General features: G+C 62.8%; 13 protein-coding genes. 3 read left to right on the top strand and 10 right to left on the bottom strand.

Translation table 11 applies throughout. The annotated features are described in order from the left end of the window. Positions 1-221: 221 nt before the first annotated feature. Together ACPPVQ_RS05770 and ACPPVQ_RS05775 are read left to right on the top strand one after the other, a co-directional pair. Entirely contained in the window at positions 222-599 is a 378-nt protein-coding gene (locus tag ACPPVQ_RS05770; RefSeq protein ID WP_426519537.1) for a hypothetical protein, read from the top strand. 83 nt (positions 600-682) lie between these two features. Next, a complete protein-coding gene (locus ACPPVQ_RS05775; RefSeq protein ID WP_426519538.1) occupies positions 683-1780 on the top strand; it encodes a translation initiation factor IF-2 N-terminal domain-containing protein in 1098 nt (365 codons plus the stop codon). A gap of 99 nt (positions 1781-1879) precedes the next feature. Here ACPPVQ_RS05775 and ACPPVQ_RS05780 read toward each other — a convergent pair whose 3' ends face one another. The 6 genes from ACPPVQ_RS05780 to ACPPVQ_RS05805 all read right to left on the bottom strand — a co-directional run bounded on the left by ACPPVQ_RS05780 (position 1880) and on the right by ACPPVQ_RS05805 (position 8950). After that, positions 1880-2101, bottom strand: coding sequence for a hypothetical protein (locus ACPPVQ_RS05780; protein ID WP_426519540.1), 222 nt, complete (start codon positions 2099-2101; stop codon positions 1880-1882). A gap of 431 nt (positions 2102-2532) precedes the next feature. Continuing rightward, positions 2533-2658: a hypothetical protein gene (locus ACPPVQ_RS05785; RefSeq protein ID WP_426519542.1), complete on the bottom strand. Its 126-nt coding sequence runs from the start codon at positions 2656-2658 to the stop codon at positions 2533-2535. Next, the gene (locus tag ACPPVQ_RS05790) at positions 2655-3038 is read right to left on the bottom strand and encodes a hypothetical protein (RefSeq protein WP_426519544.1); all 384 of its coding nucleotides are present in this window, start codon (positions 3036-3038) and stop codon (positions 2655-2657) included. Before ACPPVQ_RS05790 ends, ACPPVQ_RS05785 begins: the two co-directional genes overlap by 4 nt. Before the next feature lie 876 nt (positions 3039-3914). Continuing rightward, on the bottom strand, positions 3915-4793 hold the full coding sequence (locus tag ACPPVQ_RS05795; protein ID WP_426519546.1) for a sigma-70 family RNA polymerase sigma factor: 879 nt from the start codon (positions 4791-4793) through the stop codon (positions 3915-3917). Positions 4794-4967: 174 nt separating this feature from the next. Further along, positions 4968-7682 carry a phage/plasmid primase, P4 family gene (locus ACPPVQ_RS05800; RefSeq protein WP_426519548.1) on the bottom strand — a complete coding sequence of 905 codons (2715 nt, stop codon included), beginning with the start codon at positions 7680-7682 and terminating at the stop codon, positions 4968-4970. Between the two features lie 740 nt (positions 7683-8422). Continuing rightward, a complete protein-coding gene (locus ACPPVQ_RS05805) occupies positions 8423-8950 on the bottom strand; it encodes a hypothetical protein (protein ID WP_426519550.1) in 528 nt (175 codons plus the stop codon). 264 nt (positions 8951-9214) lie between these two features. Between ACPPVQ_RS05805 and ACPPVQ_RS05810 the strand changes: the two genes are divergently transcribed. Beyond that, positions 9215-9928, top strand: a complete 714-nt coding sequence (locus tag ACPPVQ_RS05810; RefSeq protein WP_426519552.1) for a response regulator transcription factor — start codon at positions 9215-9217, stop codon at positions 9926-9928. 10 nt (positions 9929-9938) lie between these two features. Here the strand turns inward: ACPPVQ_RS05810 and ACPPVQ_RS05815 are convergent, their stop codons facing one another. The 4 genes from ACPPVQ_RS05815 to ACPPVQ_RS05830 all read right to left on the bottom strand — a co-directional run bounded on the left by ACPPVQ_RS05815 (position 9939) and on the right by ACPPVQ_RS05830 (position 12030). Further along, on the bottom strand, positions 9939-10337 hold the full coding sequence (locus ACPPVQ_RS05815; RefSeq protein ID WP_426519554.1) for a hypothetical protein: 399 nt from the start codon (positions 10335-10337) through the stop codon (positions 9939-9941). A 483-nt stretch (positions 10338-10820) separates the two neighbouring features. After that, on the bottom strand, positions 10821-11006 hold the full coding sequence (locus tag ACPPVQ_RS05820) for a hypothetical protein (RefSeq protein ID WP_426519556.1): 186 nt from the start codon (positions 11004-11006) through the stop codon (positions 10821-10823). Further along, positions 11003-11152: a hypothetical protein gene (locus ACPPVQ_RS05825; protein WP_426519558.1), complete on the bottom strand. Its 150-nt coding sequence runs from the start codon at positions 11150-11152 to the stop codon at positions 11003-11005. The genes ACPPVQ_RS05820 and ACPPVQ_RS05825 overlap by 4 nt, the downstream gene beginning before the upstream one ends. 176 nt (positions 11153-11328) lie before the next feature. Next, a complete protein-coding gene (locus ACPPVQ_RS05830) occupies positions 11329-12030 on the bottom strand; it encodes a hemerythrin domain-containing protein (protein WP_426519560.1) in 702 nt (233 codons plus the stop codon). Between the last annotated feature and the right edge of the window lie 12 nt (positions 12031-12042).

The raw sequence follows: 12042 nt of genomic DNA on the forward strand, positions 1-12042 counted from the left end.
TTGGTCGACGGGCAAGGATCCCACCCGAACCGGGGCTTTGCGTCAACATCGAGCGCGCATACGCTCAACCCATGGCGTACTCGCACCGGATCCTCCCAGCGGTCGCATTGTTGTCTATTCTCGGGCTCACAGGATGCATGGGCCTGCCGAACCCGGGCGGACCGGAATCGCCAGCAGCGACCGTGGTGCCGAAGGTTACGTCGACCCCAACACCAACTGTGATGACACTCACCCAGGCAGCGATCGCGTACGTCCACGCAGTCTGCCCGTCGAACAAACTCGTCACGCCGTACAACGCCGCACTGGACGCCGGGAACCTCACACAACTGAAGGTGCTCGCCACCGAATCCGTCGCCGCCAACCAAGAGACGGCGAAAGAACTCGACCAGGGACTCTGGCCGGAGGAAGTGAAGGCCGACATCGGGACCGTACGCGACATCTACTTCGCCGACATCCCACCAACCCAGCAGGTTGCTGCTGCTGCATCAATGGATGCCGTCAAAGCCATTGCTTGGCCCGACGCGACCGCAGCTTCCACCGCGAGCCAGCGACTCCGATCACGCCTCGGGCTCTCGGCCGACCAGATGAAGGGCTGCTAGCCCAACGGAGTACCCTCGGCAGAGCTCCACAAGACTCGGCGCCACGTCGATGTATCGTCGGTCACCAAGCGAAAGGGGTCGCTATGGCAGCGAAGCCGAGAGTGCACGAGATCGCGTCCGAGAAGGGTGTCGACGCGAAGTTTGCCCTCAAGGCCTTGAAAGCGATGGGCGAGTTCGTCAAGGGCCCATCGAGCTCAATTGAACCGCCGGTAGCTCGAAAGCTACGCGCACTGCTCGGCTCCGGTTGGAAGCCCGGGGACCCGGTTCCGCCTGCCCTGATGGGTCGACCGCGTGCGGCTGGCCCAGCTGCGGTCGTTGCCACACCGTTCGCCCCTGTTCAGAAGCCCACTGAACCGCCAGACATCGTCGACCTCTCCGGCAAACGCGATCGTGCCGCGGTTCTCGCACAACATCTTCCGCACGAACTGCCGTCGCTGGCTGACCTGATTGTTGCGTCCGCAGCCGGAGAGACGAAGGGTCAGCGACTTCTTCGTGAAGCCGCTCAGTCGGGGAATCTGTTCTACGCCCCGGGCGCCGCCGCGGAAATGATCGAATCCGAAGGACGCCGAGCTCGCGTGCTCTCGATAGACAGCCTTCCCTCGCCGATAGGTCTAGCGGTCACATGCGCCGAGCCGGGCGCCGTGCGACCGCCTGAGTGGGTCACCGCCTGGCGGGTTGCAGACGGCCGCCTCGAGACGGTGCAGACCCAAATCCGCTTCTACAATTCAGCCGAGCCACGACCAAGGCCTCTACTCGGACTGACCCCACTCGAGTTCCAGCGAACGACGGGTTCCGCGGACGGCTTCCCAGTTTTAGAGAGTGCCACCCTACGACGGCTTGCAGGTCTGGTCGCGACCATTCCGGAAACACAATCGAGCGAGGAAGATGTGGCCGCCACTCAATCCGAGCGGCAATCCCGCCCTGTTGGCAACCGCAAGACACGCGATTCCGATGAGACCCAGCTCGTTTACCTCCGGCGGCACCCGCAAGCCGGTCATCGGGATGGTCAGGCGGCTGATCACCGCGACGTTCAGTGGATGGTCCGGGGGCACTGGCGTGATCAGTGGTATCCGTCGGTGAAGGATCACAAAAGGATATGGATCGACCAGCACCTCGCGGGCAGCACCGACGGTCCAGTAGTGAGCCGACGTCGCGTGTATGTGATCCGACCAACCGGCTGAGAATCTCGCACATGCGGTACTGATCCCACGAGGTAGGCCGGCGCCGAAGTACGCCGCCCCGCGTAGTTGACAGTGCCGAGTACCGAGCCCCGGCAAGCGCTATTCGCCAGCTTCATCCCGGTCGTCGCCATCGTCCCGGAGCTCCCAGGGGATTTCGTCTGGGTCGAGCTCCACGGCTTCCGCCACGGTCCCGCGGAATGGTTCAGGGTCTGCGGGTCTGCCGAGCATGCCGATCTGGCCGGCGTTGCGGATCGCATCGGCTGCGTTCGCCGGGTCCGCTTTGCCGTAGACAACGCGTCGAACGCGCCGCATGAAGGTCATAACCGCATGGTAGCGCCGGGAGTGCTGTCCCGGGCCGCCGCTCGCCTCCGGCTCCCACCGGCCCTCCACGTCCTCTCAGCGGCTACTGCCGGCGTTCGTCGAGGAACCGCCGCACTGCTTCCGCCACGTCGCCGAGGCGATTGTCGGCGACCGCAGATGCGGGGAGTCGTCGAGGAACCTATCCATCGTGGTGAACCACCGGTAGGAGCCGTCCTGTCCCTCGGAGGTTTCGATGGCACGGAGTGCTGATAGCGCCGCCACGAGGCGAGCAGTCTGGGCGGGGTCAGGAACTGCGGACGAGTCGGCCCACGTCTCAGCAACCTCGGGACCTCCGGCGCCAGCGATGGCAGCAACCAGCGTGGCTCGGAGCCTGTTAGCTCTCCGACTGTCTCGGGTACTCGATTGGTGTAGTCCATGGTTACCTGGTCACGCTACTCGTCGACGTCGCCGTCGAGGTACCGCTGGGTGGTGGCCTGGACAGCGACGAACCGGTTCTGCGTGCCCAGCCGGTCGGTCAGCTGGGCGACCAGTGCACGGATGTCGTCGTTGGTGTTCATGCGGACCACGCCTCAGCTGTTTGGATCGCAAGGGCGAGGACGTCGAGGAGCTCGCCGGCGCGGAGCTCGCCGGCGATTGTTCGGTCGTCGTGCAGCGGTGACTTGGCTGCGAGGAACTGGGCGTGCAGCCAGGCGTCGTCGTGTCCGCGGCGCAGCTCGGCGAGAACGACGCGGAGACCTGGGAGTGGTTGCCCGTCGGGTCCGAACTGGGAGGCGGGCATGAGGTTGACGCCGTCGGTTGTCGGGAGGCTGAGGATGTCGCCGGCCTCTATAGCCGCGCGGATTTCCGATTCCGGCTTCCCGAAACGCGCGCTCAAGCTCTTGATCGTGAAGGCCGGGCCGACGATGTCGGCGATCGTGCGACGCGATGTGTCAACCATAGCGTCAGCGTAGTGCGGATTACCGACGGCGCGATTGGCGCAACGGGACCGCCGCGCACCGCAGGGAGTGGTCCCGGCGTTACGGCCGCGGGAGGCCGTGAGTCACCGGAACGTCCAACGGCTCGTCGACGCCGTGTTCACGGCTGTATGGGGCGCACAGCAGCGGATCCTGGCGTACTTTGAGGTCATGGGTGATGTCGAGCGACAATCTGAGCTTGGTCCGGCAGCAGCTGGTGAATCCGACTACGCCGAGACACCGCCACGACATCCGGTCGAAGGGTGACGAGGAGCTCGGGTTCTCCGAGTAACGCGACGGACGCGGGTTGCGCCGACACGCCACAGAAGGACACATGACGGGCGCGGAGCGCGCCCTGCGATGCGGATGGCGGACGCGCATAGGGCAGGGCACTTGGATCACGGGGCGACAGCGTTAGCGGGCAGGGCTAATCCGTAGCTGTACTTGCCATCCGAAACTGCGAAGGCGAGAAACGCTCGGTGCAAGTTGTCCGTCGGAAGGTGGAGGGACGATCGTTAGCCGGTGCCGGCAAAGATCGCGTAGGCGTGTGTTGTCAACATCGAACGCGTGGTGCAGATCGCGGAGCAGCAAGTTGCCAGCGAACCGGCTGATCGGCCCGCCACGCATCACTTGAATCGCCAAGGTGCCATCCGCGATGGAATGAATGTGGATCTGGTGTCTTTGGCGAGCGACGGCCTCGCGGGTGTGTTTGAACATGAGTTCCCTTGTGTCTCTGCGGTGGGGCTGGGTGGAGGCGTCCCGCGGATGAGAGTGCGCCCCTTGGAGCTGACCGGCGTGTGCCGTCGGATTGGTTATGCGGCACTTGGGCACACTGTATGCACGCTCACGCACGGTCTTTTCTAGGCGAGCGCGCCAGCACTTTCGCGAAGAGTTTCCATAGCCTTCTTCTCGTGGTAGTTGATGGTCGTCTGGTTGACGCTGAATTCGTCGGCCAGTTGTTGTTGGGTCCGGTATTCGGTGCCGTCGAGCGCCCATCGGGCGCGCATGATGCGAGCTTGTTTCGCTGGGAGTTGCGCGATCGCGTTGGCCATCCACGCGTCCGCTTGCGTCCGGTAGATTGCCTCGATGACATCGCATTCAACGTGGACGCGTATGTCTGCGAGTACTTCAGTGAGCGCTGCCTCGCCGTCGAATCCCTGATCGAAGGAGAGAGCCTGGCCCCACTCTGCGACGAGGGCAGCGTTCGTCCGATGCTTCTCCTGGGCTTCTGATACGGTCTCGCGGTGCAGGTTGACCGCGGTTGCCCAGGCCTTTTCGCCGAACGAAACCGGTCCGCCACTCTTTGCGATCGTTTTGCCCAGCGCCCGCGTTACGAACTTGCGGAGGAAGGTCGAGAACTGTGCCCGCTCCGGGTCGAAGGCGAGGGCGGCTTCGTATGCTGCGATCTTTGCCTCGGAGATAAGGTCCTCGAGTTCGATGCCGTGGCCCCGGTGGCGTTTCGCCTCTGAGATCACCAGGCCCTTGGCGGCTTGAACGAGTTCCCATGCGGCCGCTGCGGCGTCCTTCTGTGTTGTTGCTGAGCGGATGCGTGCGGCGAGTTCGTTTTGGATCTTCTGCGTGAGGCGTGCGTTCGTCATCGTGCTTTCCTGGCGGTTTGTATCGGCGATCGTTTTCCGGCGATCGTTGGTGCCTTTCGTGGTGCCGTCAGGAAGGAGAGATGCGGCAAGAAAGTCAGACTCGCGTGTGACTTCCGCGAGAACCGCCGTGGCCTCGACCAAGCACTGATGACCCCGGTGCGCCGGCGGCGCACCTGCCATCAGCTATGCGAAGAGGCCTCCTCTCAGCCGGGCCAGGGAGCGGCTGAGAGGAGGCCTCGGGCAGAGCTGCCCGCGAATGCGATGGAAAAGTGCAGCATCTACCGATCGATCGCCGGAACGTTCGGCGATCAGGTACTAGGAGTTGAGGCCGATAGGGGCCTCCTCTTTCTTGCGGATGCTCTCGGCGACGAGGTCATCCCAGCTCGGAAGCGGTTGCCTCGATGCCGGCCTCTCAGGCGTTGGATGGTCCATGGTCGATGGAGATGCGGCAGAATCTGCCGACTGTTCTGTCGCCCACTCGGCGGGAAGCGTGTCAGGGACAGCGTCCTCGTCGAGCATCTCCTCGACCTGGTCATCCACACGGTGCTCCTGGGCCGTCTTCAGGCGGAGGCCCTTCCAGAAGCGCTGACCGTTGTTGACTTTCTCGTCGGTGAGCACTCCGGAACGGCTGGTGAAGTCCTTGACCACACCGCGGTCCTTGAGTGCACTTTTGAGGCGATCCATGGTCCAGGTTGCCCTGATGTTGGCTTCGGTCTGGAACTCGCGGAAGGAGTCGAGTACCTCTTTGCGGTTCGTGAAAGTGTCTGCGATTACGACCTTGTCCTCGAGCCATGCATCGACCGGGTCGCCGGCCTTGCGTTGCTTCGCGGTCTCGGCCCGCACCGCAGCGCAGGTCGGGAGCGAGCGGTCGCCTTGCAGGAATTCGGCGGCGCCGGCGAGGATCCACGCGAGGATGCCGGGAAGTTCCGCCGCGAGTTTCTCTTTCAGGAAGGGGATGTAGTCGGGAGAGCCATCGACGATGACATGGCGGAAGGGAATGTAGGTGAGCCGCTTCCAGATTGCACCGTCAGCGGAATCGACGCCGAGCCGGTGGTTGGCTGGCAGCCAGAGCGTCCATGTGGGGATGAAGTCGCAGCTGGACTTGTAGAGGCCGCGCGCTTTGGTCATATCGGGGGAGGTCATCGATTTGATGACCGAATCGGAGACCCGAGTTTCGTTTCCAGCCTCGGAGATGCCTACATAGCGCTTGCCGATCAACGAGCTGATCAGCTCGTTGTCGGGCTTGTCGAGGAACTTCTCGGCTTGGGCGCTCGTCGCGTATTCGCCGAAGACCTTCATGAGGGTTGAGGTGAAGACTGATTTCCAGGTGTTGGCTGGCCCGATGGGCACGACGATCAGAGGGTGGATGATTTCGCCGATTGCCGAGAGGCCAACAATCAGCTGGAGGTGTTTCTGGAACTCCTTGTCGCCCTGGGTGATTGTTTCGAGCATCCGGTTCCAGATCGGGGTCGGGAGTTCCGGGTCGTAGTCCACTGCGGTCCGTTTCGTGAGCAGCTGGGCCGGGTCGTGTGGGTGTGCCTCGCCAGTTCGGAGGTCGATTGTCACGTTCCGTGCCACGAAGGCGTAGGGGTCAGAGTCCAGGTCGTTCGCGCTGATTACGGTGCCGGGGTGCCCTTTTGCGAGTTTGACGGCAGCTTCCAGTCCGCGCAGGGATTGGCCGTACTCGTCTTCGGGGTCACGCTTGGCCAACTTGCCTGCGAGGCTGACGAGGATGGTGTCGGAGTGGTCGTCGACCCAGCGTGTGCCGTCCCATCGCAGGGAGTGTTTCTCGTTGGCGATGAATCGGTAGCCGGTTTCGGGTTGCAGCATCTCCCGAGCAAGTCGCTCGCCGCGGCCGAGATCGGTTCTCGGGTAGACGGTCGAGAAGCGTTCGACGTCGCTGCGGGACTTGCAATTTTCGAGCAGGTTCCAGAACGCGGTGTCACCGTGTTGGACGATAAAGTCGTCGATGCCCTTTGCGTGCGCCTGTTCGGGGATGTCGACGATCTTCACGATCGCCCCCTCGGCCTCGAGGAGCTCGGCAGTGGTCTTTAGCGCCTTGGCAACTTGGCTATTTGTGCGCCAGTCCGCGTCGAAACAGAGGAAGACCTCTCGGGCGTCCCAGTTGATCTGTCGCATGCCGTCGGTTAGAGCGGGCTTGTCGGTTGGGTTGCTGTCGCTGTTAGGTGCAGCGAAGCCCATGGTGACTCCGGTGAGTGCCAATGTGGCAAGCTCACGATCGCTACGACGCGCAGCGGAGAGGACGGCATCGGCCTTGACGACCCCTTCGACCACAAGTGCGGGAGTGAGGTAGCCGGGGGTTTCATCGTTGAGAACCTCGGCCACAAACGGGTGCACATCAGGAGTCGGGACGGTGCCCGCGCCGACGCCACGTTTCGTGTTGTGGGCGAGCAGGAACTTCATCTCGCGCGCCTTGGTCTTGGGCACGAGCAGGTAGGTCTTCTCGGTCTTGAGTTCGCCCTTACGATCTCCGGACCTGTAGATCTCCTGGACGCCGTTGGAGTCCAGCTTCGGCCTGTCCACGCCGACGGTCGATCTCACCATGATGGGCTCGCCGGTCAGCCGGTTCACGACCACTTCCTCAACTGGAACTGGCTTCTCAGGACGGAGCTGTTCTGTGGAGCACATACCGTTGCGCTGAAAGAGTGGGATGGAGAGAGGGCGCTGCCGTCCCATCCCATCCCACCGCTCCATGTAGTCCTTGTCGGCGTGAAGGTCCGGGCGCACTGACCGCGACCAGCTCACCTTGCTGCCCCAGTCAACGGGGCGTTCGGGAACGTAGTAGCCGCGCGCCTCGGCCACGTCGGGGTCCACGCCGCGATTAGCGAGGTAGCGGGCAGCCCACTCGATCTCGAAACCATCTGATCCACACCAGATCAGATCGGGGTATTCGCTGGCGTCCAGTGGTGCACGCGGCGCCGAAACGATTGCTTCCTTTTCCATGCACTTGTCATTCCGCACCGTCAGGCGCGATATGCACAAACGCGGCAAGAGAAGTTGAGCGTCCATCTGTACCCGGACTCAGGGCCACGTCTGCGCCGCCGCGCAGCGCGGCTAACGGGGAAAGGTGATCTTGACCGGTCGCTGAGATTGTTGGGTGAATCAGCGACTGATCGGCTGATCCCGAGTCGCGGACCGCTGCCGCCGGAGAAGGCACTGGTCGCGCAGCCCATCCGGGCCTCGCCGTCCAACGGACAAACGGACTGTGATTTCCAGATAGGTAGTTGACACGGCTGAGGATCAAGAGAAATTGGTCAAGATCATCAGCTAAAGCAACTCTGGTTGCTGTAGCAAGTTCAAAACTTGCTCGGTCTTCAGCCACGCTTTTTCTGCAGAATCGTTGTCCGTTTGTCCGTTAGCTTCTTTCCTTCTCTGAAAAAGGAAAAAGTGCCTGGTAACCCGGCTTTCCCGGGTCTCTGCATGTCACGGCAGACGGATACGCACTTGTCCGCTTTTCGTCCGTTGTGTCCGTTCGTCCTCCTGTGACGAGCAATGAACGGACACAACGGACAGCGACGGGCAACCAAGTGTCCGTACCCCGCATGCGGTCGGCGGCGCGGCGGTGCCGAGAGTGCCGACCGATTGGGCGACCGGGCGGTCGGACACCTGGACCGGCCGGTATCGACGAAGTACAACAACGTCGGTACCGGCCGGCGCTTCTCCCGCACAGGAGTCTTGCGAGTGTGGAGCGGTTGGCAATCCGTCGGGCCGGCAGCGGGGCCGAGCCTGCTCGATAGTAGGGTCGGCGGTCAGAGCACTGTGGCGACGGCGGCGATCGCGGCAATGAGTTCCGCGATGGTCTTCACTGTGGTCTCGATCTTGGGGATGTCGATTCCCAATCGATTCTTTGGCGACCACATGTGAAGGATCTTGAGGGTGTGACCGTTGGCTGCGGCGGCGGGGCCGAGCGCGGCCATCCAGTTGACGGTTCTGCTCGACGGGAGTGTTGTCATTGTTCCGTCGACGCCGTATTGCTGGAGTGGGCTTGTAGCGATGATGTTGCCGTTGACGTCGCCGACGACGACCTGGACTCCGCCGGTGAAGCCCTTCAACCACTGAACTGACCAGATATGCGTCTGGACAGACAGTGCACCCTGGGCGTCGAGGGTTGCGCTCGAGGACATGTAGCCCGTCTTCGCGATCGGATCTGGCCCCTGATTGCTGGCGAGCACCGGTGCGGCGCCCGCCAAGGCCGAGACTGCGCCCTTCTCTGCCGAAGCGATTTTGTCCTCTGTTACTCGATCGTCTGTCAACTCCATGACGGCCGTCTCAGACATGATTTCCTCCTCATTCGAAGCCATCCGGTTCAGATGGCACCTCAAGGTTCATCGATGTCTGAGGCTCGAACAATACGAAGAATCGCGTATGGCGGGTGAGCACCGAACGCGAGGTGGCAGACGGGCGCGACGGAATACCGAGGTAGTTTGGTCGGCCGGGTGGCGAGTTGCGGTGGGCGGACTGGCGGGTCTACCGTTCGTGTATCAGGATCACGGCACCGTTCTTTTGGGGCGCTTTTGGACGGCACGGAGCTTGCATTGCGGTTGAGCTACGACCTCGCGGGAGTCACGGACCGCGGGGTCTTCCTTGACGCGGTGACATCGTCGTTGGAGGGGATCTTCCCGTCGGAGTCTCTGGGGTGGGTGGGGTTTCATCCAACTACTGGGTTGCTAGAGATTCGTGGGACCGGCGACGCAGGAGATCCGGAAGTCGTTGATGCGGTCAGCCGGAACATGTTCCGTCACCCGCAGTTGCTCAGCTACACGACGACGAACACGATTCACCCACGCCGGATCAGCGACATCATCGGCGACCGCGACTGGCTAAACCACCCGGTTTTCGCGGAGGCGTTCGCCCCATGGCATGCCAAGACGCAGCTGTCGATCGTTGTCACCCCAGTGACTCCGAACTCATGGAACGGGTGGGCGTTCAACCGGAACCACCGGGATTTCACCGACGCGGAAGTTAATACGGCGGCTGCGATCCAGCCGCTGCTTGTCGCTTTCAATCGGCTGACGGGTCTGGCGTCTCCTCATCCTGATTTCGTGGCGCGGAACCCGCTGACGAGACGAGAGACTGAGGTGCTTCAGCTCGTCAGTCAGGGGTTCACTGCGACCGCCATCGGATATGTCCTTCGGATCTCAGTGTTGACGGTCCGGAAGCATCTCGAGAACGCGTACGAGAAGTTGGGTCAGCATGATCGGTTGATGGCGGTGACCGCCGCAGCCCGGATGGGAATCATCCACATTCCGGGGTGAGCGCCCTACCTCACACCCATTCGAGGTGAACGTACTCGTCGGTGTCACCCCACCGGCGCACTGCGAGACCCCAGCTGTGTTTCTGGTTGGGGATGGGCCCGCAGTCGGAGACGACACGGATCCGTTTCAAACTGCCGACGACCTTGTTCGCGTTGCCGGCGTCGATGCGGGTCAGGTACTTCTTCCCGACGAACTTCTTCACCGTTCGACGCGAGTACCCGAGCCCGACCAGGTACCGCACCGCGGCGGATTCCGCGCGGGGCCGGTCGAAGAACTCGAGCACCTGCACTACGGCCGGCTCCGCCGACTCCCGCGCTGACCGCACCCGGACGTACACGGGTTCTGCCTGCTCATCGAACCAGACCGGCTGCTCATCGGCTGCAGTGGCGGTGGGGTGGGTGTCGGTCATGGTGCTCCTGCGGACGGGGAAGGGTGGGACGCCTTCCGGAGATGCGGCCGGACATTGGACCGCTGCCTGACTACCGAACGGTAATCGCTGTTGGCCCTCCCAACCTGGCGCGCAGCCGTGGATGTCAGGGCAGCCTGACGAAGCCGATCCCCGCACGGATCACGGCGCGAGCCGTCTGCTTTGTCATCTCCCACGGAGCGTCACGCAGTTGCTGCTCGAGCTGAGCCCGGTCTGTGGTGTCGAGCCCGCCGGCGCGCTCCTCATGCTTTGGATTGGTAGTCTCGCCGTCGAGCGCCGCCGGCACGACCTCCGACGACGACAGCCGCTCAAAATGCGCTGGACCGCCCCGCCTGGATGCCGCACCGGGCTGAGGTGCGGGGTGCGGGGTAGCGCCTACGAGATCCGGACGGGGAGACCAGGGCGGTGGTGTGACCGCTGACGACCTGTCAGAAGCGCTGCACTTCGCCTGTCAGTGCTGGCCTGTCAGTGTTGCAACCTGACGATGAGGAGTATCGGGTCGTGGACGGCTTCGAACGCGTTGAAGATGCCCAATCTCGTGTGGGCGTTGCTGAGATGAATTGTGGGTTCGGCGTTCGGCGGTGCGCCGACTGATGATGAGCCGGAAACCGCCAAGCCGGCAAGCAGCGCTGCAAGGATCACGAGTCTCATGTTGGTCGGGCTTCGGTGGGTAGCAGAGGCGGCAGCGGGTTGGCCGGCGTCGACGCGGTGTACGGCGGAAGACTGACCCGCGACCAGTCGATGACGATGCATTCGATTTCTGCGGACTCGTCGCGGGTTTCGGTTGTGTGGAACATTGGACCAACCTCCTGCAAACAGGATGACGCCGACGAGGTTCCGGGCGACATACGAAGAACCACGTACGTCGGCATCTGGTCCGGGCACTGTTCGCGGAACGTTGAGCTGCGTGAGACCGGTGAGATACCGCCGGCCATTCGCGTCCGTGAAGTCGGTCTGGTTGCCTGTTTGACCGCTAACTCGGCTGCTGGCCGTATACCCGTCGATAGTTGGTTTCGTATTGACGTCGGCCGACCGTCCGGTAGAGCACTCTGGCGAATCCGGGGAGTGTCGTTTTCATCCAAGCGTGCCGTTCTTCTGGGGTGAACGGGTCGAGGATGTAGCCGAGTTGGACCATCATTCGGTTCTTCGGAACGCTCGCGAGTCCTCGTTCACCGAATGCGTCCCACTCGCGTTGGCTCATTGTCGCCGCTGCGACGGGGAGAATCTGGTTCTCCTCCTGGCCGAGGTGCGTTGATAGTGAGGAATGGACCTGGTCGAGAATTACGGCGACCCGCTCGCCGGCGGCTGGATCAGCGCTCGCCTTCCACGCTGGAAGTTGCATGCCGAGTTCGCTCAGTAGCGCGGCCACTTGGGCGTGCTGCGCTTTCATCTGACCGACGTGGAGTGCGCATGCTGGGGAGCGCTCTTCCAAGGTGTCCCATAACGATTCGTCTTCGGTGACATGGTGGTTGTGGAGGACGTCGGCGAACTCTGCGACATGGTTCGCGATGATCGTGGAGCGTTTCGTGTCGCCGGGCGGCACGTCGCGCACCAGTTTGGGCGCGTCGGTGAAGACGCGGCGCAACGCGCGGTGGATGACAAGCATCCCGCTCGTGTCGCATCCGACGTCCGCGTGTGTAGGCGGCATTCCGTCGCTGGGTAGCTGGGTTACCATGCGCTCTCCTTG

It is taken from the genome of Leifsonia sp. McL0618 (genome assembly GCF_049994905.1).
Lineage (GTDB): Bacteria > Actinomycetota > Actinomycetes > Actinomycetales > Microbacteriaceae > Diaminobutyricibacter.

Coding starts and splice junctions, on each gene's coding strand:
- ACPPVQ_RS05815 (WP_426519554.1), bottom strand. CDS start 10,337: ATGACCGACACCCACCCCACCGCCACTGCAGCCGATGAGCAGCCGGTC.
- ACPPVQ_RS05775 (WP_426519538.1), top strand. CDS start 683: ATGGCAGCGAAGCCGAGAGTGCACGAGATCGCGTCCGAGAAGGGTGTC.
- ACPPVQ_RS05820 (WP_426519556.1), bottom strand. CDS start 11,006: ATGAGACTCGTGATCCTTGCAGCGCTGCTTGCCGGCTTGGCGGTTTCC.
- ACPPVQ_RS05770 (WP_426519537.1), top strand. CDS start 222: ATGACACTCACCCAGGCAGCGATCGCGTACGTCCACGCAGTCTGCCCG.
- ACPPVQ_RS05790 (WP_426519544.1), bottom strand. CDS start 3,038: ATGGTTGACACATCGCGTCGCACGATCGCCGACATCGTCGGCCCGGCC.
- ACPPVQ_RS05805 (WP_426519550.1), bottom strand. CDS start 8,950: ATGTCTGAGACGGCCGTCATGGAGTTGACAGACGATCGAGTAACAGAG.
- ACPPVQ_RS05830 (WP_426519560.1), bottom strand. CDS start 12,030: ATGGTAACCCAGCTACCCAGCGACGGAATGCCGCCTACACACGCGGAC.
- ACPPVQ_RS05825 (WP_426519558.1), bottom strand. CDS start 11,152: ATGTTCCACACAACCGAAACCCGCGACGAGTCCGCAGAAATCGAATGC.
- ACPPVQ_RS05800 (WP_426519548.1), bottom strand. CDS start 7,682: ATGGACGCTCAACTTCTCTTGCCGCGTTTGTGCATATCGCGCCTGACG.
- ACPPVQ_RS05785 (WP_426519542.1), bottom strand. CDS start 2,658: ATGAACACCAACGACGACATCCGTGCACTGGTCGCCCAGCTGACCGAC.
- ACPPVQ_RS05780 (WP_426519540.1), bottom strand. CDS start 2,101: ATGACCTTCATGCGGCGCGTTCGACGCGTTGTCTACGGCAAAGCGGAC.